This window comes from Methanomassiliicoccales archaeon, from assembly GCA_026394395.1.
Classification (GTDB): domain Archaea; phylum Thermoplasmatota; class Thermoplasmata; order Methanomassiliicoccales; family UBA472; genus UBA472.
Genome location: JAPKYK010000005.1, coordinates 104,386 through 125,946, shown reverse-complemented (window position 1 = coordinate 125,946; position 21,561 = coordinate 104,386). Strand labels below are relative to the sequence as shown.

The following is a 21,561-nucleotide window of genomic DNA, read 5'->3' as shown; positions in this document are numbered from 1 at the left end:
GACTCGAGAAGGTTGCGTTAGAATATAAGCTTGATGATGGATGGATTATCCATCCATGTTAAACAATAGCTTAATTTTTGTACTTTCCCAGATGAAAACGCACTCGTTTTAACGCCCAAAAATTTTTTAAAATTCAAAATATTAAATATAAACAATAATTAAGTTCGTTAATTTTTTTGTGATGAACGAATATTAAATCGAATCGTCGTTTAGACTCGCTTTTTGATTGATTTTAGGACGGTTATTGCGTCCTGCTTTTTAATATCTCGGTAATTATCCTTAAAAAAGTCAGTGAACCGTATTGTATCCTCACCCTTCAAGGTCGACATGGCGATACTCAGGAACGTCCTCACCGTGCGCCGGGGATAGTATACGGACCGCAGCTTTCTCAGGAGGTCGTCCTTTTGCTCTGTGGATATAACTTTAACCTGCACAGCCTCGTTCAGCACGAAACGTATGTTGACCATAGGCTCGGACAACGGCTCCAGGCTTTCCGGGTCGAACACCAAGGCCACCTCGTCGTCCCCCTCTATCTCGCCCTGGGAATACATGTCGAAGATTTGGCCCACTCCGACCATCCCGTAATCGTGCATCTCCGTAGCCCGAAGGGCGCCCATGCTGCCCCCTCCGATCACCGTCACTCCCTTCCTCAGGAGCGCCAGTATCTCCCGGTGCCCTACAGCGCAGCTCTGTAGGAACACCCCGTCGATGATGCCGACGATCTTGACGTCTTCCAGCTGTCCCAGGTCCCCCCGCTTCACCGGAGGGCGGTAGTCGGCGTCCAAGACCTTTCTGGCCTCGTCCAGAGACAAACTTGGCCCCAAAAACACCACTGGCCGGGTCATGCCACCAGCCTTGGCCCCATGCGGTCCATGTCCATGGCGTAAATCTCCATCCCGGGAATGATCATGCGCACCACCGGTACACCCAGCTCGGGCCGGGTCAGCTCCACGGCGATGACCTTTTCGAATCCCAATCCGACCAGGTGGTCCAGGACCACCTCGATGTCCTCCAGTAGGTCCTTTGTGTCATATTCCGGGAACTCCGACATCCGCACCTCTTCCGAGGGTGCGAAGTACATGGAGTTCAGGCGCTTCATGCGCTCATAGCCCACCGTCCGGTTCAGGTCGGCCTTGGTGGTGTCCTCCCGCGCGCCGTGGATCTGTGTGCAGCGGCTCTGGGCCACCTCCGTCAACGCCCTTATGGCCGCCACCCGCGGACTGAGATGCGTCCCCACACCCAAGTTCAGGAGGGCGGGGTCCTTCATGCGCACGTCGTCGGCGGCCGCGGCTATGGTTGGTATACCGATATCGCTGGTCAGATCCTTCAGATGGATCTCCACGCCCTGTGAACGAAACTTTTCCATTAGTTCGCTCACCACCGGGCAGTCCTTCTCGACCAATATCTCGCCCCTCGGACGACGCTTAGCCTCGCAGATGGACCAGGCGTCGCGCTCGATCACCTCGCACATGGCGTGCAGCACCGCCTCCTCCATGTTGTTCCCGGAAGCTAATCCGTTGGTGTTGCTGCGGAAGAGCTGAAGGTCCTTCTTCGATTCGTAAGGATGGAAGACAGCCGCAGCTGGCACCCATATATCCTCGCCCTCGATCAGGTCGTAGCCCTTGACCCAGGCTATGGGTTGAAAATGCACATGCATGTTGATCATCTGGGGGAGGATGAGGGTGCGGGGGTCTACGGCGTTCTCGGAGGACAGCATGTTCTCCATGAGGTCCCGCCGGACCTTCTCGTCCTGCGGTTCGGCCGAATAGCGTTCCATGCCCTCCATGATGGCCGAAACGCGGGCTTGCTCTCGGCTAGCCCCCTTTCCATTGTAGATGGATATGGCGCCTTCCTTGGCTCCCGGCCGGATGCTCGAGAAGACAGGGATCCCGATGCGGTCGAGGTCGGTGATGTCCGCTACCCGGGTGATGCCGGCCTTGGACAGCATCGGCTCAACCCTTTTCAAAGTAGTTTTCGGGTCGACGGCGCGGTGCCCGTCCTTGGTGTAGGTCTTGGGGGCCGGTCTTAGCTCCATGGAGGGGGTTAACCGCCCGACCGAACATTAAAACTTCGGTTCTAATTCTCCAGCCCGCCCTCGCTCGCCGCCATGGGAATGGCCAGGTCGAACATGGCATCTTCGTTGATGGGAATGCGTTCGATGATAATGTCGACCTCCACCCGCTGCACGTTGGGAATGTTGACGATCTTGTCCTGGATGAGGTCGTACAGGCTGTCCACGCTGGTGGAGTAGATCTCGCAGATGAGCGAATGGTCCCCGAACACCTTGTAGACGTACTGGATCCCGGGGTATTTCTTCAGCTCGTCGATGACCACCGCAAGGGGCACTCCCACGATCTGCAGGCCGATGAGGGCGCGCATGAGGCCGATCTTGGCCGTGTTCACCTGCATGGTGTAGGCGTTGACGTAACCATCTTTCTCCAGGCGGGTTATGCGCCTGCTGACCGTGGCCTTGGACACCCCGAGCTGTTCGGCTATGGCGCTGAGCCCTTCACGGGCGTTCTTGCGCAGCATCCTGAGGATCTTCAGGTCAATGGTGTCCATGGCCTAGCCTGCAAAATATTTGCGAATTACTCATTATTATGTAATATATATGGACTTATGTTCAGAAAAGATGAAAAAATAGAAAGGAGTTTTGAGCTGAGGATCACTTCAACCCGTTTTTATCTTGCCTTTCTCCCGGGGGGCTTTTAGGCGTTCCAATGCCTTCACTACCGATTCCAATTTGGTGGCCGGTATGCCCACTAGCATCTCCGATGGCTCGAGGTCGGTTGATTTTCGGCAACCGTAGCAGCCTATGGACATGTGCAAGGTATCATACAAGTATGGATATACGGTGGCATAGGCGCAGGTGGCCTGGAAAGGCTCCAGCTCCACTGTCATCTTTCCGCCCTCGAAGAACTTGGCCGCCACTGGTAGCAGCCAATACATCTGCTCCGGGGTGCCGGTTACGATGATTACGTCCGGAGCGATCTGCGTCTTGCTCAGGGGAGAGATAGCCGTGGCAATTACGCTCCCGCATTCCAATTGCGGCCGCTCATCGATCATCCTCTTGGCCGCGGCGACGGTATCGAACATACCTATGTTGTAGTGGAACTCGCCAGTCTTGACCTTTTCCGGGATGGGGACGATGCCTAGCGCAGAGCCGCCGACGTGGCAGGCGTGCTTCTCGCCGGTGAGCAGCAGCATCTCTCCCTTCCTCGCCCGCATTATCGATTGACAATGACGGATGCTCTTCTCCGGGACCTGATAGCCCTCAGGAAGCGGCTGACCCTTCTTGACCAGGGTGACCGCCACCGGTTCATTCTTCAGCTCCAGCACGTCCATGAGGACCTGGGAGCACTTGGCGTAGTCGGTCAATTAAACACCTGGTAGAAAATCAAATACCTCATAGATAACGCTTGGTATTTCTATTACCGCTTTCACATTTCAGCTGATGGAGCACACCCAGCGATCGTAGAAAGCGTCCCTCGGGTTCTCGAACACCCGGCACGCCCTCCCCTTCCCCTCCGACCACTTCCTCAGCAGCTCCGCCTCCTCCTCGGAGGCCACGGTGACCAGGACCTTGTCGGCGAGCAACAGCACCTGTTCGAATATCCTCTGCCAGGTCCAGGCGTTCACCGTATTGATGTCCCCGGCCATGAGCATGATGGCGAAAGGGACACGGTCCAGATATTCGGAGGCCTTGGAGGCGTCGAGCTGTACAGTGCTCCAGGTCTGCAACCGGCCTTCGCTCAGCCCTCGGCAGAGCAGCTCCTTGTCCATGTCGAAGGCGAAGGAGCTCAGGCCCACCTTGGTAAGGGCGAGGCTGCCCACGCCGGACCCGCAGCAGCAGTCGTAGCACAGGTCGCCCGGCTTGAAGCTCCACTCCTTCCAGATGAGGTCCGATACCTTCTTGACCCGGTCCTCCGGAAGGTCCTCGATGGCTGGCTGGCATTCGTTCATCAGCGATCGGCAGAAGTGGTCGAATATGGCCTCACGGTAGATGCCCTTTGTGCACATGAAGACCTTTATGTCCAGCTCCGGCAGCGCTTCGATCAGTTCGTCCGAAGGCTCCTTCCAGAGGAAACTGACGGCCTTCCAGCCGTCGTCCTCCCGAGCCATGGCCAAGGGAGTTTCTTCATCGTCGACGAGCAGCCGCACCTCGTTCGATCCGCTTAGCATGTGGACAAGTAACGATTCGTTGGTGAGGTCCTCGACGGACCGTTCCACCAGCCGTACTTCCTCGAGTTCGAACAGTTCGCTCAGAGCCATGGCAGCGGAGGATGAGACTCTCCATATTAATAACTGGTCGAACGATTCGACAGCGAAAATGGTTAAATAACCAACCCTTTCCCCGTATCCGATGAAGCTGCAGCCCAAAAGGGATTGGGACCTGTGGACCATCTTGTCCCTGTCCATCCTCCTCATCCTGATCATCTATCTCCTGCCGGACAGCCTGCTCAGGGTGGTCATAGGCCTGCCGTTCATTCTTTTCTTCCCGGGATACGCCGCCCTGTCGGTACTCTTCCCAGAGGACAAGGACCTGGAAATCATCGAGCGGATGGCGCTGTCTTTCGGCCTCAGCATCGCCATATCTCCCTTGGTGGGTTTTGGCCTCAACTACACGCCTTTCGGCATCCGCCTGGCACCCATCCTGCTCTCCCTGTCGGCGCTGATCGTCGCCCTGAGCGCCGGAGGCCTTTACCGGCGCGAGAAGGCGGCGTCGCCCTACCTGCCAATCGACCTGTCCAAGACCATCAAAGGCAACGTTCAGAAGTTCAGGGCGGAGAAGGGCGTGGACCGCATCCTTACCGTCATACTGGTGATATCCATAATATCCTCGGTCGCCGCCCTGGCCTACGTCATCGCCGTCCCGCGGGAGGGGGAGAGCTTCACCGAGTTCTACATCTTGGGACCGGGCGGAATGGCGGAAGGCTATCCGCGGAACTTGACCGTGGGGCAGGACGCCTCGGTCATCATCGGCATCGCCAACCATGAGCATCGGACCGTGGAGTACACCGTGGAGCTCTGGCTGGTGAACATGACCTTCGTAGACAATGTGACGCAGGTCCACAAGATGTACTACTTCGATTCCCTCACCGTCACCCTGAACCATACCGACGTGGACCTGGAGGGTGAGTGGCAGGCGCAGTGGGAGAGCCTCTACGAGTTCAACGTGACCGTGCAGGGCAATTATAAGCTGTGGTTCCTGTTGTATCAGGACGGCGTTCCGACCCTGCCCTTCGCGCCTACGCCCATGAGCGATTACGCCGGGACCTCCGCCGAGGAGCGGATCATCGGGGCGGTGGAGAACCAGGTGCAGAGCCTGAACCTGAACTTGCGGGTGACCGTCTGATCACATGATGGTCAGGTAGCGGCGATCATAGTCGTCCATGAGGGCGTTGCGGTATTCCTTCTCCTGTCCTGGCGGTATCTGATTTTCTTTTTTAGCTCGGGAGAGCAGCTCGTCGGCCACCTGCTTCCTTTGCCCTATCTTTAGGCGACGGACCTCTTCCATGATCTTTTCCAGACCTACCAGTTTGACCAGCGTGCCTGAGACCAGGAGCATCTCCTTTTCGTCGAAGGCCAGTCCAGGACCGCAGTCGACGCAGCCCAGCTTATCACCTTTGCCGCCCAATGGAACACCAAGTGAATATGTATGAAAATGGAAAAAAGGGTTTCGGTGGGGTTTTACAGGAAGTAGAAGCGGGTCTTGTAGGTCACGCAGACGTTGCCCATCTTCTCCAGGCGGTCCAGCACACCAGAGTAACGGCGGACCATCACCTTGCCCTCGTCGGGGAGCTTGGCCCGCAGGACCTTGACCTCTTCCAGAAGCTTGGCCGCTTCCTCCACACTGAACAGCCTCTTGCTCTGCACCGAGGCCGGCACGCTGGCCACGATAACGCAGTTGTTCTTCTGAGCTATCCCAGGCAGGGCGCTGTTCTCCGGACCGAAGGTGCCCATGCAGCCTCGTCCCTCGTCCCAGGACAGGGGGCACTTGGCGCAGGCCGCGGCCATCTCGTCGAAGGACAGCATGTCCCAGGCGGTCAACCGGTCGTCCTTGCCGGCCTTGTCCATCAGGGCGGCCATGCGGTCGGCGGGGACCTTGTCCACGGCGATCCATCCGGTGTAGAGCTTCTGGCTCTCCGCCGTCAGCAACTGCTTGTCCGCATCGTTCTTGATCTTGCCCAGGTACAGCGTCTCCATCTGCGGGTCCAGGCGGTTCCTCTTCAGGAAGGCCTCCCAGTCCGCTCCCATTACCAGCTTGGCCTGGCTCAAGGGGACCACCAGGTCGAACTCTGCCAGATCCTCGAAGCCGGAGACGTCCTTCAGGTTCACCTTCAACAAGGTCGTCTTTCCCACCTTGCACAACGCGCTGTCGCTGTCTACCTCACATATGGCAATTGATACACCCATTTTATCCCTTCCTGGGGCCGTATTACAAAACGGGGTGTATTTATCGCTTATCCCCCTAACACCGAAATTGGATTTTGTCTGACAAAACCCCCATTCGCCGTCACATCTGGCCTTCCGATGTTTTATATATAATTGAAATTGAATACGTGATTGGAGTGGCGGTCATGGATTCAGATGTGTGGCCAGTGGCCAGTGGGGATTACGTGATAGGCAACGAAGGTTCGCCTGTCGCCGTGCTCATCGTCGGCAGGGGAGCCGTGGAGGTCCCGCCGGAGCTGTTCTGTATCAAAGGCATATTGAAGACCGAGAACATCGGGCTGGAGAAGGTCATAGTCAACATCGTCTCCAATCCAGTGATAAGGGTGCTGGTGCTCTGTGGCAAAGAGGAGTACGGACATTTCCCCGGGGCGGCCATACACGCCCTCATGGACAACGGTGTGGACGAGCACCGCCGTATAATCGGCACCAGGTCGGCCATACCGTTCCTCTGCGACCTTCCCCTCGAGGCCATCGAACGGTTCCGGGAGCAGGTGGAGATAGTCGACATCATGGACGATTCGCCGGCCCAGGAGCTGCAGGCCTATGATCCGATCTACGAGTTCGACGAGAAGAACCGAAAGAGGTTGTTGGCCAAGCTGAAGGAGCTAAGGACCAAGGAGTTCTCGCCCTTCCCCGGATCGGCCGTGATCGTCCGTTCGAAGGCCCTGGCCGGAGAGGGCGGCAAGATCGCCAAGCAGTTGCACCTGGCCTCGGACGATTTCATCTCGCCCATGCTGCGGTTGCCTTCGGACGGCCTGAACACTGGCATAGGCATGATCGTGGTCTCGGAGGAGTTCGGGGTGGTACTTGAACCGCTCCAGGGTCAGCTGTTAACAGTCCCGTCGGTAGAGCTGGCGTTGAGATTGCGTTCCTATCTTATGGGGGTGTGAGATGTTCAAGTTCCAGACCGTTCAGAAGGAGATATGCATAGGTGGCGTGAGCGTCGGCGGTCAGCCAGGGAAGAGGCGCACGATGATGGTCGGTTCCCTCTTCTATCCTCGTCATACCGTAGTGCTCGACCCCCGAAAGGGTTCATTGGACAAAGCGAAACTTAACGAACGGCTCGAGAGCTATCTGCAGGTCACGGACAACTGCCATTGCCCTTCGGCCCTCATGCTCTATGCCGAGAGCAAGGGGGCTTCGCACAACTACCTCGAGGCGGTGTGCGACAAGGTCCCTGGACCGTTGTTCGTGGACTCGGGGACCGCCGAGGTCCGCCTATCCTTCCTTAGGCACGCCGAGGAGATGGGAGTGCTGGACCGGATCATCTACAACACCATCAACGCGGGTATATCGTCGGAAGAGATGGAGGCGCTCAGGAGATCGCCCCCGGTCAACGCCGTGGTGCTGGCCTTCAACCCCCGGGGGGATGACGTCAAAGGCCGCATCTACATGCTCGAGAACGGGGACGAGCTCGTATCCCAGGGACTGGTGACCACGGCCGAAGAACTGGGCATCAAGAACCTGCTGCTGGACATGGCCGTGACCTCACCGCAGCTCAGCGCCGGTTCGGCCCTGCGCGCGATCATGGTAGCTAAGGCCAAGTGGGGGCTGCCCACAGGTTGCGCATTGCACAACGCTGTGGAATGCCTGGACCTCGAAGAGATGGCCGACCCGAAGGAGGCCCGCAGGCACGTGGACAGCTCGGCCGTCGCCGTCAGCATGATGGCCGGGGCCGACTACGTCGTATACGGACCGCTGGAATACGCCAAGCGGACCATGCCCGTGGCCGCCTTCGTCGACCTGATGCTGGAACAGTCCGCCCAAGACCTTTAGATGTCCATGTAGCACCCGCTGCCCATGAGCTCGAAGCCGGGGAAGCGGTCGGAGAACATCTTGGTGGCCTCAAAACCAGAGCAGTGCATGGGCGCCACCTTCTCCACCCCCAACCTCTTCAGGCCGTCCATGGTCTTGAGCAGGGTGTCCTGAGAGGCGTTCCACAGATGGAAACCGCCCATGACCATGTACAGCTTTCGTTCGCTGTGGCGCTTGATCTGGGACACGATGTTGACCACTCCGGCGTGGCCGCAGCCGGTCAATATCACCAGGCCTTTGCGCGTGGAAACGCACAGCGCTTGCTCCTCGAGGATGAGGTCCGGGACCTCCTTCCCATTGCGGCGCAGCACGAAGGAGGCGGGAACCTCGAAGCTGCTGGAGCGCATGACCTCGCCGGTGGTGCTGACCCCCGGCAACAGCTCCCTTGGGCCGCTGTCCATCTGGGGCGGATGCTCGGCCAGAAGGGCGAGAAGCTCCGGGGATGCGCCGATCTCTTTCCGCTTACCGGAGGACTCAACGAACCTTTCCCCGGAGAAGGTCCGGGGGTCCGTGAAGCAGGGGATGCCGGTCCGGAGCAGCATGGGCAGCGCCCCCAGATGATCGTAGTGCCCGTGGGAAATGAACACCAGGTCCAGGTCCTTGGGCGTAAGGCCTAAGGCAGCCAGGTTATGAGAGAACACCGTCTCGGACGACCCGGCGTCCAGGAGGACCTTCTTGCTTGCGTCCGTCTCTATGAGCAACGATAAGCCGTGCTCGGACAGGAACCGGCCGGGGGCTTTTTTAACGTTCCGGACGCCGGCAAGGGCGCCGGTGTTGTCGTCGACGACGCAGGTTATGCGCAAGTTATGCGTCCTCGCCCTTCTTCACGATCTTCAGGGCGGCGAAGCTCATCACGCTCTCCGGACAGACGGCCTGGCACTTCTTGCAGGCGGTTCCCAGGCAGCGCTCGGTGTTTATCCTGATCTGGAATTTCTTGTTACCCATCGAGGACACCTGCAGGGCGCATTCCGGGCACTCTTTCTGGCATTTCTTGCAGCCGACGCAGTGCTCGAAGGAGCCGATGAGGTACACGCCTATGTCGTCAAGGGTCCTCAGACCGCGGGCGCCGATGACCGGTATGTCGGACGAAACTAAGCGCACGATCTCTTTGGGGCGCTTTATGTCCGGCAGGGGCCTCAATCCAGCGTACTTGACCATTTCATTGTACATCTCCATGGACATGCCCTCGGTCCAGTAGGCGATCTCGTTGACGTATATGTCCTCGAAGACCTTGCAGGTGGCGAACATTATGTGCTTGCTGGATATGGCGTTGGCCACGTCCTGCATGTGGTCCAGCCCGTTATCGTCGACCAGTATGTCATAGGACATCATCAGCGAGGTGTTGCCGGCCTGCACGGTCTTTTCCAGGACCCTGGGTATGAGCCCTACGGTCTGAGCCTTTATCGGGTCCACGTACGTACCGGACGCGCCGCACATGTACATGGTCTTTACATCTTCGTCGGCAACGCCAACTTCTTCGATCAGGGTGCGGTGCCCGGCGCGGATGGCTCCGATGGCCTTGCCTGCTTCGCGCACGTCCTCTTCGCCGAAGTGTATGCCATTGGTCATGTGGATCTTGCGGTCGGGGGTGTCGATGTAGGGCAGCTTGATTATGCCTGTCTCCAACCCCACGGCCATGGCGGCCACTGTGCCGGTGCCGGTGATGCCCCGGGCGATCACGCCGTCCAGCCGCTGCTCCTGACCGGTGCGCGGATCGACTAAGGACGACTTAACTGGATGCAGATTTTCGTTGAGCACTACGTTGTACCAGCGGCCATCTTCGTTCAGGATGACATCGGACAATGCCTGGGGAGCGGCCAGCATGCCCATTTCAATGGACTGCCCTTCCATGGCCGGTCCGGCGGCTGCCGAACCGGTAAAGAGCTCGCCCTTGTAGAACAGTCCCATCTCGGCGTTGGTGCCGTAGTCCGTGACCATGCAGGTCTCCTTTTTGTTCATGAGCCCGGTCTTCATGATCATGGCCAGGGCGTCGGCGCCGATCTCGTGACGGATGGACGGGGGTATGCGGACCTCGGCGGTCTGCCTGACTGACCTCATGCCCAGCTCCTCGGCCTTGATGGTGTGGGCCTTTCTCTCGGGTACCTTTACGTTCAGCCTCTTGAGCAGGGACTGGCCGGCGTAGGCCAGATCGCGTATCTCGATCTTCTCGAACATGGACATCTGGGCGGGGTTGCCGCAGACGGATACCCGGACGATCTCCTCGGGCTTGGCGCCCAGGGTGCCTATCAATCGGTCCACGGTCTCGATGATTATGCGGTGCCCGACGTCGGCCCCGTTCTCCATCCAGAAATGCAGATGGTCCATGATGTTGGCGCCCGGCAGGGGGTGTCTCATGGTGATGGCCGTAGCCAGAATCTTTCCCTTCTTGTTCAGATCGACCAGGTGACCCCGGTAGCCACTTGTGCCCAAGTCGAGCGCAACTCCCAATGCCATGCAAAACCTCGATGGGTGAATGCCATCGCCTCATTTATAATACTGTTCCCAAAGCACCGGTAAATTCCGAAGCGTCCCAGCATGTCTTTTTCGGGCGCCCGAGGATAGGGGCAATGGAATTATAGTTATAGTTCGTTAAGGCCGCTAGCGTGATTACATGAGGATCGCCCAGGTTACCGGTTTCTTGGGAAGCGGAAAGACCACCTTCCTGATCGAAGTGGCCAAGGAGCTTAATTTGCGGGGTTTGAAGGTGGCGACCATCGTCAACGATGTCGGCCATATCAACGTCGACCGCAAGTGCATGGAGGTCCATGGGATCGACACCATGGAGATCTCCGGCGGCTGCATATGCTGTGAGGTGCAAGGTACGTTGACCACCACAGTCACCAACATCTACATGAGCTTCAAGCCGGACGTCATCTTGGTCGAACCGACCGGGGTGGCCATCCCTCTGGGCCTGAAGCAGGCTGCGGCGGAGACGGTCAAGAAGATGCCCAAGATCCTGGAACAGGCACCTATTATCACCTTCGTGGACGCCATACGCATCGACAAGCTGATGAACAACGTGCGCCGCTTGGTCGAGACCCAGATCATAGAGGCGGACGCCGTCCTCATCAACAAGGTGGATGCCGTGGACCGCGAGCGCTTGGACAAGGTCACCAAGTTGGTCCTGGACCTGAACCCCCAGGTCAAGCTGCTGTACGGTTCTGCAAGAACCGGGCAGGGCGTGAAGGATGTTGCCGACATCATGGTGAACGGCAAGGCTGTGGTGTACGACCTCACCGAGGCGGAGGACCGCTTCGACAAGAAGTATGGAGAGTGAAGGAATGGATCAAAAGGAACGCCAGCTGCTGACGCACCGGGCCACGGACGAGCTGGGCAAGTTCTCCATGTGGCTCCGGCTCTACATCCCTGACGCGCTGGACGGAAAGCAGTCCGAGGACATGGTCCTGGACCTGCTGAATAGAATCACTATGGAATGCTTCCGGGAAGGAGCGGACATGATCGGACACATCAAATCGTTCCTTACTGCCGAAGGAGGCTCCACCATTAGCTTCAGCCTCATCGACCTGGACATACCCCCGACGGTGCAGAACCGTTTCGACGGGACGCTCATGAACCGCGGTGAGCTGATTGTGCACGTCATCGTTCACGGCATGTGGGACCCGCAGGTACGAGCGGCGTCACTGGACGTGACCAAGATCTTCATGTCAGAGCGCAAGATCGACTACGAGATCATCAACGACTTCTACGAGAAGGAAAAGAGGATCAAGGACTGAGGCTCAGAAAACAATATGAGTGGCTCCAGTGTATCAAGGCCCCCCATGACCCCCAGGGAGAGGTTCGAAGAAGCGCTGGCATTGAGACCGGTCGACCGCCCGCCCATTATGTACCAGCATCTGGGGGCGGCCCGCACCGTGCTCAACGCCGCCGGGCTGACCATGCGCCAGGGCTTTCACGACCCTGAGACCTTCGCTCGCATCGCCATAATGGCCCAGAGGATTACCGGCTTCGACAACGTCATGGCCGGCTGGGGCGACATACTGGTGGAGGCCAGGGCCCATGGCACGCAATGGGTGTGGCCGGAGCGGGACTTCTACCCTCGGGTGGAACGATACGCGGTGCAGTCACCGACGGACATCGACCGCATCCAACCTGTGGACCCCATGAAGGACGAGTTCTGGTCCGTGTCCCTCAGGGCGGCGGGGCTCATGAACGAAAGGGTGGGAAACGAGGTGGCGGTGCTCGGTTGCCTCGATTCGCCCATGGTCATCGCCAGCGAGGTGATGGGGTTGGAGAACCTGCTAATGGCCACCGTCACCGACGCAGGCATGGTCGAGCAGCTGCTGAACGTCCTAGTGGAATCGTCCAAAGCCTACGTCGAGCACCTTTCAGGGATGGGTATAGAGATGGCCTTCATGGAGAACGGGACCTCGGGGCTGGAGATGAGCTCGCTCGAGTGTATCGAGCGCTTCGACCTCAAGAACATGAAGAAGGTAGTGGACTGCTTCCATTCCCATGGTTTGAAGGTGATAGCGCACAACTGCGCTGCCATTCCTTACCTCGACGGATACCCGGATATAGGCGCGGACGCCGTGCATTTCCATCTAACGGCGGTGGACCGCGAGGCGACCTTCACCAAATTGAAGGGAAGAACGGCCGTCATGGTCGGTATAGACCACATGTTCCTGCTGTTCAAGGGGACGCCGGAGGAGGTTGACAAGGAAGTGCAAGGGATCATCGGTTCTTGGGGAAAGGGACCCGGCCTGATGATAGGACCGGGCTGCGAGATGCCGTTTAAGACGCCGATGGAGAACATCATTGCTCTTAGGGAGGCCGTCGCCCGTTACGGTTCGTCAGGGAACGTATAAGTCGATTGGTTGAACACTTGTTAAATTATTTACAATTGTTTCGATAGGGCCTCACCGAGCCAGATGGAAAATATTAACCAATGTTAAAGGATGGTTTGAATACATAAAGCCCCGATAGCTTAATGTACGGTAAACTAGATACTTAAACTAGGTTAGATTCCTACTGGATAATAGGGGGAATAAATTTGTCTAAAAACATAACTCCAAGGGAGAGAGTACTGGATGCATTGAAGGGCAAGCAGCATGAAAGGCCGCCGGTCGCGGTTTTCACACAGAGCGCCACTATGGGACAGATGGACGCATTAGGTGTCAGCTGGCCCGACGCCCACTACAACGCCGACCTGATGGTCAAGCTGGGTGCCGGACAGGCCAAGGTCTTCGGGTTCGAGGCCGTCAGGTGCCCGTTCTGCCTGACCGTTGAGATTGACAGCTTGGGAGTGACCAAGGTGGATCCAGGCCGCAAGGACAGGACCCCCATGGTTAAGGGGCATCCCTACCAGATGGAGGACACGCCCAATCTGATGGACGTTACCACGTTCCTCAAGAGCGGCCGCGCCGCCATCTGCCAGGAAGCCGTAAAGAAGATGAAGGCCCAGTATGGCCACGAGTACCCGATCATCGCCGGTAACACCGGACCGTTCACCTTGGCCGGTCATCTGGTCAGCACCGAGAACCTCGTGCTGTACATCATGGTGGACCCACCCCTGGTGCACAATTGGGTCAAGGCCGCTAACGTCATCTGCAAGGGATACAGCCAAGCCCTGGCCGATGCCGGTGCCGATGTCGTGCAGATGTCCGAGCCGTCCGCCAGCACCGACCTACTGTCCCCGGACATGTTCAACGAGTACGCGGGCATTTACATGGCCGATAGCCTGGCCCCGGTCAAGGGAGCCACTGGTTGCCTGCACATATGCGGCAATACAACCGACATCCTGAACAACATGATCAACACCGGATGCAAGGCCCTGTCCATCGAGGAGAAGGTCGTTCCGGAAGACGCGGTCAAGATCGTCAACCACCGCGCCGCCCTGATCGGTAACGTCGGTGTCGTCAACCCGCTGCTGCAGGGAACCCCTGCGGACGTCCTGGCCCACGGAAAGCGCTGCGCTGCCGCCGGCTTCGATGTGGTCTCTCCGGGATGCGGGCTTTCCGCCCTGATCTCGAACGACAATCTGGCCGCACTGGTCAAGTCCGTAAAGGGCTAAACGCCCTCAAATCCCTTTTTTTCCTTTTTCTTTATTTTTCTTAAATTCGTGAAATTGTAATTCTGCATTCATGGCCTTAGTTTGACCGAATCGATACAAATGGATCGAGGTATCGGAGCTGGGCGTGTAGACAGTCTAGTTCGGAAAATAGGATATGGGGAAGAAACTGAACTGATCCCCGTGTAAGAACGAGCGGTCACTCGATTTGCGTTATGTCATTTTTTCGGGGTTTAAGGCGGTCGAAGGCCTCGCTGATCGCACTAACCTCATCTCCCTTCCATCGTTGCCCCATGACCTTGGTCAGACCCAGATCGGTAGCTACGATATGGATCATGGGAACGACGTCATTGTGCTCAAGAACCTTTCTGGCACATTGTACCGCACACCCATCTAACGTGATGACCTGATCGGCGCTCCGCGCGGACATGACCATGTTCGGCACGTGCCCTCCCACCCCGGCCAGGCATCCCATCCTGGCCCTTCCTTGCTCCACCAGCCTCAAGGCCATCTCGTTGCAGGCCTGTCCCAGGTTGGCCGCGCCGGCGCAGGCGTAGACGATGGTCGTCCCGCCGCACGAACACTTGGCTTTCTCCAAGACCATCACCCCTTGATCAACCTGACCAGTTCCTCTACGGATGGGACCTTTCCCATCAGTTTGACGTCACCGTCGATGGCCAGGGCAGGGGTCACCATGATGCCCTGCTCCATTATGGCGTCAATGTCCTCGATCTTGACCACCTGGGCGTCGATTCCAGCGGTAGCGACCGCCTCGTGCACGTTCTTCTCCAGTCTCTTGCATTTGGCGCAACCCGTACCGAATATTTCTATCTTCATCGATCTCACCTCCAACGCGAATTCCTTGATGACGGTTTGGTCTTCATTGTTGTATCTGACATCAGCCCACCAGCGCTCCGAAAATTAGGCCGGCCATTGTCGACATTAATATCACCAGCAGAGCATAGGCCAGGGTCTTCTTCCACCCCATGATCCCTCCTAATACGAATAGGGATGGGGCGCTCACGGTAGGACCGGACATCAGGAGCGCCAGCGCCGGACCGGCCCCGATGACCCCAGTCGTGTAACCGAAGGTGGTCCCGATGATCGGAACCTCCAGCAGCGTGGGCATGTACAAGATGGCTCCGAGGAGCGAGGCCAGCAGGTTGGCGAGCACGGAGTTGCCTCCGAGATAGGGTCGGAACGTCTCCGGGGGCAGGAAGTACGCCAGCACGCCGACGAAGAAAGTGCCTATCAGCAGGATGGGAAATATCTTCTTGGTCAAGTCCCAGGTCTCCATTCCCCAATCGGTCACCTCGTCCCTTTCGAAGTGGTAGATGAGCAGGTAGGCGACCAATAATGTCAGCACGTATACGACGGCCAGCCTTATGGTCCAGTCCAGCTGCGAAGCCCCGGTCACTAATATAAGTATCAGCAGGACGAAGAAGCTGAAAGTTACCCATCTTGGCTTGTCCTTACCACTGGAGATGATCTTCAGCTCCCCCTTGGGCTGCTCCTTCCTGAATATCCAGGCCATGATGGCGCCGACTATAACTGACATCCCGATAGCCGCCACAGCCCTGGCCAGACCGATGTCGTATCCGAGCACCTGGGCGGTATAGATTATCGCCAGCACGTTGATGCCCGGCCCGGCGAACAGAAATGTTATTGCTGGGCCTAGTCCGCTTCCTTTCTTGTATATGCCGGTGAAGAGCGGTAATATTGTACAGCTGCAGACGGCCAGGACCAGGCCGGAGATCGAGGCTATCGGATAGGAGATGTATTTCTTGGTCTGAGGTCCGAAATATTTCAGTATAGCCTCTTTCTTGACGAACGCAGCAATGGCCCCGGCGATGAAGAAGGCCGGGACCAGGCAGGTCAAGGTATGTTGGGAAATGTATTCGATAAGACCGTCTAAGCCGCTCTGCAGCGCCACGAACAATATGTCCGCCGTTAGTTCACCTTCTATTTCAACTATTATTGAAACAGATATCATGGACGATTATAAGAAAGTATCCGTCAGCCCCTTGCTTTCACAGATGTGTTCTTAGAGATAATATATAGTATTTAAAATATACTAATAATAGTCGCGCCAACTGCCTGGTGCCTTCAGGCATTCTAAGCGCCGCTTGGGTGGGGGCTGGGCTTATTGCACGATCCCGCGCCCTGAGCCTGGGGTCCGACGAAGTACGGTCCTTAGAGTGAGCTCTTCTTCTTTTCCGGGGGCTTGGGGTCACCAGTGGCCCGGGCCACGACGTCCACCCAGGCAGTCTGCTCCCCTTCCACGTTGTCCCCACCGAAGAACTTGTTCGCGTTTACGTCGCTGCGGACCCGGATGTTCTCAGCCCCGGCCTCGTAGACACGGTTCCTCACGAACTCCTCGGCCTGACAGCGGGCGCTGCTGATGGCCTGTTCCAAGTGGCTGTAGGTGACCGGAGAACCGAACGGCCCGAGCACGAAGAAGACGTTGTCCATGTTCGGGTACACCTGAACGGTAACGGTCTCAGATATCTGGCTGCAGACCGCTCCCACGGCGTTGCCGACGTCGTGTTCTTTGGGTATTATCACCTTGACGTCCATGCGCTTCTCCAGGGGCGGCATGTAGATGTGCGCCGGGGCTCCGATGCCTACCAGAGGACGTCCGATATTGGTCCTCATCACCAAGTTACTCCCCCTGTTCCCGTTGACCGACGCTCTCAGAAGGTAGTTGAAACCGGGGGAATCGGGCATCTCGCTCGATCCGTCCAGTACGACCTTCCTCATGATCTCCTCGCCCATCCGGGTGATCATTTCTTGGTGGAAGGACTCGACGTACTCGTCGAAGTTCATCTTGGCCCAGTTGGCCATGAACTGCACGCCCATCCTGGCCGCCTCGATGTCGAAACGGTCAAAGAAACCCTGGACGTGCATAAAGTCCGTGGGCGTCAGCCCACACATCTGCAGGAACCCGCGGTTCTTGAGCCGCTTCACCACGTCTCGGTACGTGTACACCTCTGGCGCTCCCACCCTGATCTCCTCCAAGGTGCATATCGGATGGGTTTTGACGAACTCGTAGACCTCTTTTTCCTTGGAGCTTAGTTTTTCGGTGCTCCGTTCCACATGAATGAAGTAATTGGTCTCACTGGTGGCCTTCATCTTTTCCTTTATTTCTGGAAATTCGGATGCGGCGATGGCCAACGGCACCACCCTCTCTGGACCGATCTTGAACTCTCCCTTCTGGTCGGAGATCACGTGCGAATCTCCCCCCAGCCCCACGGTCCAGATGTCGATGGCCTTGACCCGGGTGCGCCAGTTGCCCACGGTGGCCCCTTCTTTGGATATGCGGGGGAAACCGTCGTCCAGATAGGCGATATCGGTGGACGTCCCTCCGATGTCCACCATGATAAAGTCCTTCTCGTCGCAGAGGACCTTACCCCCCATGAGACTGGCCGCCGGACCAGAGAGTATGGTCTCCACCGGTCGCTCCTTAGCCGTTTCGATGTTCATCAGGGTGCCGTCCCCCTTAAAGACCAGTATGGCCGCGGTTATTCCACGTTCGTGTAGGGAACGCTCTACGCCGTCCAGGAATTCGGACAACACCGGTAGCAGCCGGGCGTTCAGTATAGCGGTCACGCTCCTTTCCGGCACACCCAGCTCGGAGGCTAGTTGGTGCCCCATCACCACGGGCATCCCGGTCATTTCCTTGATCATGCGGGCGGCTTCCTTCTCATGGTCGGGATTGTAGACGCTGAAATGGGCTGATACTACGAATGAATCAACGTTCGGTTGCATTTCCGTGATGGCCTTCTTGAGCGCCTCGGTATCCAGGGGTTCCTGCTGCTGGGCCCATACACCATGGCCACCTTTTATGTAAGCGTCCATGTCCGCTCCGGACCTGTATTCCTGCATTGGGGTCCACCCGATGGCGATGTGACCGACCCTGCCCCCCTTACCAGTCAAAATGGAGTTCGTGGCCAAGGTTGTGGAAAGGCCAACGAACATTATGTCGGCTGGATCGAAGCTGCCTGATTTCAGGACGCCGTCGATCGCTCCCAGGACCCCAATGGACAGGTCGTGGTAGGTGGTGGGTGACTTCGCTTTGGCCAGCACCTCAAAGGTGGACATGTCCACAACTGCCGCGTCCGTGTACGTGCCGCCCGTGTCTAGACCCAACCCAAGTTTCCTTTCGGCCATGGTTATCGCTCAATGAAAAAAAATACAGAATATAAAAGTTTCCTTTGATTGTTCATATCAGAATGGCTATGGGAAGCATCAGGACCACGAAGGCCGCCGCCCCTGTGGCGGTGGCCTTGAACTTAAAGGTCATCCCTTCGGAACGAGCCCAGGATGCCAGGGCTATCACGGAGATTATAGCCATTTGTAATCCGACAAGCAGGACGTACTGCTCCCTCACGCTGCTGAAGTCCGTGATCCACATTTGTGCAGCTAAAACGGTCGCTGCGATCCCCTCTAACCCTACGATGCCTAAGGATATTATCGGTAAAGATATCACTATGCGCCTGGACCTTTTTCTTAGAATAGAGCTGTCCTTCAATAGGAATGCTAATAGGCCGATTAGTGACAATATCAATAGCTGCTCTCCGGCGAGGAAGAATGTGCTCTCCTTGATACCGCCAATACCATCGATCCGAGTGCTGGCGGCTAGTCCCATGGCGACAACCCCCTCGGTAGCCAATACCACCATGGCCAATGGACTGAATAGTTCTGGCAAGAAGTTCAAATTCAGCTTGCGTAATCGGAGCTTCCACAGAAGAGGTGTAAGTGCGCCTAATGCAAAGAGCTGGGCACATCCGGCAACGATGAACATCTTGCGTATGCCCCCGACGTCCTCGATGGTTATATCCCCTGACCATGTCGAGGCTAAGACCCCTTCGATGGCAATAATACAGCTAAGTACAACAACTATAAGGAAAACCTTCCTTTCGGCTAGTATTTTACTTATCCTCTGACCGAACCATGGGTCTTGAACAATGATCCAAAGAATGAATATGAGCGCACCGATCAAGAAAAGCTGGACCCCAGCATTATAGACCGTTTGCTCGAGCACCCCTCCCAATCCTTTGATTTTCGTGTACGCGGCCATGCCAATAATGATCAAACCCTCGGCCATGAGCAATGAGGCAACGAACGAGCCCAGGGAATCCATCAGCCAGTTGGTTGGTTGGACGTTTCGCAGCCGCCACAGCCGTAGGGAGAGTCCGCCCAAGGCGAATAGCTGCGCCCCAGTTAGCACGATGTATATCTTGGAGACTTTCCCGAAATTGGTTACTACCACATCCCCGGCATTGAATACGATAATCAAACCTTCGAGGATTATTAGGGCCATCCCCAGGTAGGTGAGGAGGCTCAATAGCTTTCCCCATATCCTTTTGTCGATTTCGGGAAGTGCCGCCTTAATAACCCAGACGATGGAGATGAACGCACCCAACAAGACGAGCTGGGTGGCGGCCAATGAGAACGTCGAGGCTTTGATGCCACCAATGCCTTCTATGGTGGCCGAATTGGCGATAGAAAGGGCGAAGAACCCTTCGAAGGCCAGGGCCCATCCCAACAACATCCCAAGGATCGCCCGGCTGGAAAAGACCTTCGTCGCCCTCACCCTATTGCCGATGATGACCATTTTCCTGATAAATAGAATTTGCGCAGGCTGGAAGGCCTTTCGTCCATAATATCGGGGTTTTCCATCGTCGCAGTTCTGATAGGATGCCTCTGAAGGGCATACTTACGGTCGGTTCATTCTCCTTTGGTCCCGTTACCGGACGTCGTGGTCCGCTGGTAAAGGTCGTTCACCATCTCTAACGCCCTCATCCCCTTTTCCGAGAGGGCGTATTCACCGCGCCCACTTCTCTGAGATATCAGCTCCGAGGCTGTCAGACGCTGCAGATGGAACAACAAGTTACCTCCGCGAAGATGGGTCAGCGAGGATAGCTCCGTGAAGGAGCGTGGTGTCTTGAGCAGGGATTTGAGTATTATTAGCCTCTGGACGTTGGACAATGGTTCGAGAAGGTCTTTGACCACCTCAGCCTCCGGCAGGATGTCGATGCTGTTACGCACGTCCTCTTGGCTCTGGTACAGTTTCAGGGCACGCATGAGCTGCATCTGCTGTTGAAAGAGAGCGCCCACCTCGTTGAAGCATCCGTCGCATCTCCCGGGTACCGCATTTTCCTTCAAAGATTCCAAGGCCTCCGTCCTATTATGTATGTCTGCCTCGGAGATCCGGGGGCGGTCCAGGAGTTCCAGGTTCTCGTCCAGGAAACCGGCGAACTTCCCCCGGCACTCCTTACGCATGTCGCAACGCTTGGCCATGCCGGCGTCGAGCCGGGTCAGGGCCTTTTCCCGCGCTTCCTCGCGCAACAGATCGAATAGTTCGTTATTGGCCGAAAGGGAACCTTGAGAGGATTGTAATAGAGCAACAACGTGCCTGAGCTCCAAGCTCATCTCCTCGACCCTTTTCTTAAGATGGACGATCTCGTTCTCTATGGAAACGGTCTCGTTGGATATGTTTCCGGTCATGATATACCGATGACCTTATGGTATAATAAAATGCACTTACTATTTTTATAATTAAATATTAATAATTATAAAATAAAATAAAAAAAATTGGGGGGCGTTAGCCCCGTTTACTTCGCGAGCAGCTTGATGGCGACTTGGACCGCCTCGTTGGCGTCGTAGCCCCATCCGTCTGCGCCGATGCTCTTGGCAAAGTCCGAGGAGGTAGCGCCGCCACCAACCATGGTCTTTATCTTGCCCTTCAGGCCGGCTTCCTTAAGCATCTTCTCGATCTCCTTCATGCCCGCCAGGGTGGGGGTCATGAGGGTTGAGGTGGCGATGATCTGGGCGCTCTCGTCCTTAGCCTTCTGCACGATGTCCTTCAGGGGCACGTCGCGTCCCAGGTCGAACATGGTGTTGCCGGCGCCGGTCAGCAGGGCCTTGCAGATGTTCTTACCGATGTCGTGCACATCTCCCTCGACCACGCAGATGACTATCTTTCCGGCGGCTGCAGCGGAGGTAGCATCGAGCTTAGGCAGGGCCACGTTCAATCCCTGGTACAGGGTCTGAGCGGACAGAAGAACCTGCGGCAGGAAGTACTCCTTCTTCTCGTACTTGTCACCGACGATCTTCATGGCCTCGCTCAAGCCCTTGAAAATGATCTCTTTAGCGGTCACTCCTTGGTCCAAGAGCGCCTGGGTGGCTCCCTTGGCCTCTTTAATCTTCCCCTTGACAACAATCTCGATCAATGCATCCATGTTTGCCATTTTTAATTT

Annotated in this window: 23 protein-coding genes; 7 read left to right on the top strand and 16 right to left on the bottom strand. The window is 56.8% G+C overall.

The window, feature by feature from the left end:
• Positions 1-209: 209 nt before the first annotated feature.
• From NT131_07675 to NT131_07655, 5 genes are all read right to left on the bottom strand, one after another.
• Positions 210-845, bottom strand: coding sequence for a TfuA-related McrA-glycine thioamidation protein (locus NT131_07675; protein ID MCX6651516.1), 636 nt, complete (start codon positions 843-845; stop codon positions 210-212).
• Positions 842-2,035: a YcaO-related McrA-glycine thioamidation protein gene (locus NT131_07670; GenBank protein ID MCX6651515.1), complete on the bottom strand. Its 1,194-nt coding sequence runs from the start codon at positions 2,033-2,035 to the stop codon at positions 842-844. Before NT131_07670 ends, NT131_07675 begins: the two co-directional genes overlap by 4 nt.
• Positions 2,036-2,076: 41 nt before the next feature.
• Entirely contained in the window at positions 2,077-2,562 is a 486-nt protein-coding gene (locus NT131_07665) for an Lrp/AsnC family transcriptional regulator (GenBank protein ID MCX6651514.1), read from the bottom strand.
• 108 nt (positions 2,563-2,670) lie between these two features.
• Entirely contained in the window at positions 2,671-3,378 is a 708-nt protein-coding gene (locus NT131_07660; protein ID MCX6651513.1) for a DUF169 domain-containing protein, read from the bottom strand.
• 69 nt (positions 3,379-3,447) lie between these two features.
• The gene (locus NT131_07655) at positions 3,448-4,272 is read right to left on the bottom strand and encodes a hypothetical protein (GenBank protein MCX6651512.1); all 825 of its coding nucleotides are present in this window, start codon (positions 4,270-4,272) and stop codon (positions 3,448-3,450) included.
• Between the two features lie 91 nt (positions 4,273-4,363).
• Here NT131_07655 and NT131_07650 point away from each other — a divergent pair, with 91 nt between their 5' ends.
• Positions 4,364-5,356, top strand: a complete 993-nt coding sequence (locus tag NT131_07650) for a DUF1616 domain-containing protein (protein ID MCX6651511.1) — start codon at positions 4,364-4,366, stop codon at positions 5,354-5,356.
• Here the strand turns inward: NT131_07650 and NT131_07645 are convergent, their stop codons facing one another.
• Together NT131_07645 and NT131_07640 are read right to left on the bottom strand one after the other, a co-directional pair.
• Complete coding sequence (locus NT131_07645) at positions 5,357-5,638, bottom strand: hypothetical protein (protein MCX6651510.1); 282 nt, start codon at positions 5,636-5,638, stop codon at positions 5,357-5,359.
• Positions 5,639-5,691: 53 nt separating this feature from the next.
• Complete coding sequence (locus tag NT131_07640; GenBank protein ID MCX6651509.1) at positions 5,692-6,417, bottom strand: hypothetical protein; 726 nt, start codon at positions 6,415-6,417, stop codon at positions 5,692-5,694.
• Between the two features lie 164 nt (positions 6,418-6,581).
• On the opposite strand from NT131_07640, the gene NT131_07635 reads away from it, so the two are divergent.
• Both NT131_07635 and NT131_07630 read left to right on the top strand, forming a co-directional pair.
• Positions 6,582-7,346, top strand: a complete 765-nt coding sequence (locus tag NT131_07635) for a hypothetical protein (GenBank protein MCX6651508.1) — start codon at positions 6,582-6,584, stop codon at positions 7,344-7,346.
• A 1-nt stretch (position 7,347) separates the two neighbouring features.
• Complete coding sequence (locus NT131_07630) at positions 7,348-8,232, top strand: hypothetical protein (GenBank protein MCX6651507.1); 885 nt, start codon at positions 7,348-7,350, stop codon at positions 8,230-8,232.
• On the opposite strand, the gene NT131_07625 is transcribed toward NT131_07630, so the two are convergent.
• Positions 8,229-9,074 carry an MBL fold metallo-hydrolase gene (locus NT131_07625; protein ID MCX6651506.1) on the bottom strand — a complete coding sequence of 282 codons (846 nt, stop codon included), beginning with the start codon at positions 9,072-9,074 and terminating at the stop codon, positions 8,229-8,231. The two genes, NT131_07630 and NT131_07625, sit on opposite strands and share 4 nt — an antisense overlap.
• A gap of 1 nt (position 9,075) precedes the next feature.
• On the bottom strand, positions 9,076-10,725 hold the full coding sequence (locus NT131_07620; GenBank protein ID MCX6651505.1) for a methylamine methyltransferase corrinoid protein reductive activase: 1,650 nt from the start codon (positions 10,723-10,725) through the stop codon (positions 9,076-9,078).
• 157 nt (positions 10,726-10,882) lie between these two features.
• Here NT131_07620 and NT131_07615 point away from each other — a divergent pair, with 157 nt between their 5' ends.
• The 4 genes from NT131_07615 (at position 10,883) to NT131_07600 (ending at position 14,302) form a co-directional block, all read left to right on the top strand.
• Complete coding sequence (locus NT131_07615) at positions 10,883-11,548, top strand: hypothetical protein (protein ID MCX6651504.1); 666 nt, start codon at positions 10,883-10,885, stop codon at positions 11,546-11,548.
• Between the two features lie 4 nt (positions 11,549-11,552).
• A complete protein-coding gene (locus NT131_07610) occupies positions 11,553-12,005 on the top strand; it encodes a hypothetical protein (GenBank protein ID MCX6651503.1) in 453 nt (150 codons plus the stop codon).
• Positions 12,006-12,050: 45 nt separating this feature from the next.
• Positions 12,051-13,097: a hypothetical protein gene (locus NT131_07605; GenBank protein ID MCX6651502.1), complete on the top strand. Its 1,047-nt coding sequence runs from the start codon at positions 12,051-12,053 to the stop codon at positions 13,095-13,097.
• A 185-nt stretch (positions 13,098-13,282) separates the two neighbouring features.
• Complete coding sequence (locus NT131_07600; protein ID MCX6651501.1) at positions 13,283-14,302, top strand: MtaA/CmuA family methyltransferase; 1,020 nt, start codon at positions 13,283-13,285, stop codon at positions 14,300-14,302.
• 196 nt (positions 14,303-14,498) lie between these two features.
• Here NT131_07600 and NT131_07595 read toward each other — a convergent pair whose 3' ends face one another.
• The 7 genes from NT131_07595 to NT131_07565 all read right to left on the bottom strand — a co-directional run bounded on the left by NT131_07595 (position 14,499) and on the right by NT131_07565 (position 21,552).
• Positions 14,499-14,897 carry a putative zinc-binding protein gene (locus NT131_07595; GenBank protein MCX6651500.1) on the bottom strand — a complete coding sequence of 133 codons (399 nt, stop codon included), beginning with the start codon at positions 14,895-14,897 and terminating at the stop codon, positions 14,499-14,501.
• 5 nt (positions 14,898-14,902) lie between these two features.
• The gene (locus NT131_07590) at positions 14,903-15,136 is read right to left on the bottom strand and encodes a thioredoxin family protein (protein ID MCX6651499.1); all 234 of its coding nucleotides are present in this window, start codon (positions 15,134-15,136) and stop codon (positions 14,903-14,905) included.
• Positions 15,137-15,197: 61 nt separating this feature from the next.
• Positions 15,198-16,292: a permease gene (locus NT131_07585; GenBank protein ID MCX6651498.1), complete on the bottom strand. Its 1,095-nt coding sequence runs from the start codon at positions 16,290-16,292 to the stop codon at positions 15,198-15,200.
• 200 nt (positions 16,293-16,492) lie between these two features.
• Positions 16,493-18,469, bottom strand: coding sequence for a hydantoinase/oxoprolinase family protein (locus NT131_07580; protein ID MCX6651497.1), 1,977 nt, complete (start codon positions 18,467-18,469; stop codon positions 16,493-16,495).
• 52 nt (positions 18,470-18,521) lie between these two features.
• Positions 18,522-19,916: a hypothetical protein gene (locus NT131_07575; protein ID MCX6651496.1), complete on the bottom strand. Its 1,395-nt coding sequence runs from the start codon at positions 19,914-19,916 to the stop codon at positions 18,522-18,524.
• A gap of 113 nt (positions 19,917-20,029) precedes the next feature.
• Positions 20,030-20,809 carry a winged helix-turn-helix domain-containing protein gene (locus NT131_07570; GenBank protein MCX6651495.1) on the bottom strand — a complete coding sequence of 260 codons (780 nt, stop codon included), beginning with the start codon at positions 20,807-20,809 and terminating at the stop codon, positions 20,030-20,032.
• Between the two features lie 107 nt (positions 20,810-20,916).
• Positions 20,917-21,552 (bottom strand): corrinoid protein, encoded by a 636-nt coding sequence (locus tag NT131_07565; GenBank protein MCX6651494.1) that lies wholly within the window; start codon positions 21,550-21,552, stop codon positions 20,917-20,919.
• Between the last annotated feature and the right edge of the window lie 9 nt (positions 21,553-21,561).

Excerpts from the sequence above, each read along its gene's own strand:
- NT131_07590 (MCX6651499.1), bottom strand. The coding sequence starts at position 15,136 with ATGAAGATAGAAATATTCGGTACGGGTTGCGCCAAATGCAAGAGACTG.
- NT131_07615 (MCX6651504.1), top strand. The coding sequence starts at position 10,883 with ATGAGGATCGCCCAGGTTACCGGTTTCTTGGGAAGCGGAAAGACCACC.
- NT131_07610 (MCX6651503.1), top strand. The coding sequence starts at position 11,553 with ATGGATCAAAAGGAACGCCAGCTGCTGACGCACCGGGCCACGGACGAG.
- NT131_07575 (MCX6651496.1), bottom strand. The coding sequence starts at position 19,916 with ATGGTCATCATCGGCAATAGGGTGAGGGCGACGAAGGTCTTTTCCAGC.
- NT131_07605 (MCX6651502.1), top strand. The coding sequence starts at position 12,051 with ATGACCCCCAGGGAGAGGTTCGAAGAAGCGCTGGCATTGAGACCGGTC.
- NT131_07670 (MCX6651515.1), bottom strand. The coding sequence starts at position 2,035 with ATGGAGCTAAGACCGGCCCCCAAGACCTACACCAAGGACGGGCACCGC.
- NT131_07620 (MCX6651505.1), bottom strand. The coding sequence starts at position 10,725 with ATGGCATTGGGAGTTGCGCTCGACTTGGGCACAAGTGGCTACCGGGGT.
- NT131_07650 (MCX6651511.1), top strand. The coding sequence starts at position 4,364 with ATGAAGCTGCAGCCCAAAAGGGATTGGGACCTGTGGACCATCTTGTCC.
- NT131_07640 (MCX6651509.1), bottom strand. The coding sequence starts at position 6,417 with ATGGGTGTATCAATTGCCATATGTGAGGTAGACAGCGACAGCGCGTTG.
- NT131_07665 (MCX6651514.1), bottom strand. The coding sequence starts at position 2,562 with ATGGACACCATTGACCTGAAGATCCTCAGGATGCTGCGCAAGAACGCC.
- NT131_07565 (MCX6651494.1), bottom strand. The coding sequence starts at position 21,552 with ATGGCAAACATGGATGCATTGATCGAGATTGTTGTCAAGGGGAAGATT.
- NT131_07635 (MCX6651508.1), top strand. The coding sequence starts at position 6,582 with ATGGATTCAGATGTGTGGCCAGTGGCCAGTGGGGATTACGTGATAGGC.
- NT131_07585 (MCX6651498.1), bottom strand. The coding sequence starts at position 16,292 with ATGATATCTGTTTCAATAATAGTTGAAATAGAAGGTGAACTAACGGCG.
- NT131_07655 (MCX6651512.1), bottom strand. The coding sequence starts at position 4,272 with ATGGCTCTGAGCGAACTGTTCGAACTCGAGGAAGTACGGCTGGTGGAA.
- NT131_07675 (MCX6651516.1), bottom strand. The coding sequence starts at position 845 with ATGACCCGGCCAGTGGTGTTTTTGGGGCCAAGTTTGTCTCTGGACGAG.
- NT131_07580 (MCX6651497.1), bottom strand. The coding sequence starts at position 18,469 with ATGGCCGAAAGGAAACTTGGGTTGGGTCTAGACACGGGCGGCACGTAC.
- NT131_07630 (MCX6651507.1), top strand. The coding sequence starts at position 7,348 with ATGTTCAAGTTCCAGACCGTTCAGAAGGAGATATGCATAGGTGGCGTG.
- NT131_07570 (MCX6651495.1), bottom strand. The coding sequence starts at position 20,809 with ATGACCGGAAACATATCCAACGAGACCGTTTCCATAGAGAACGAGATC.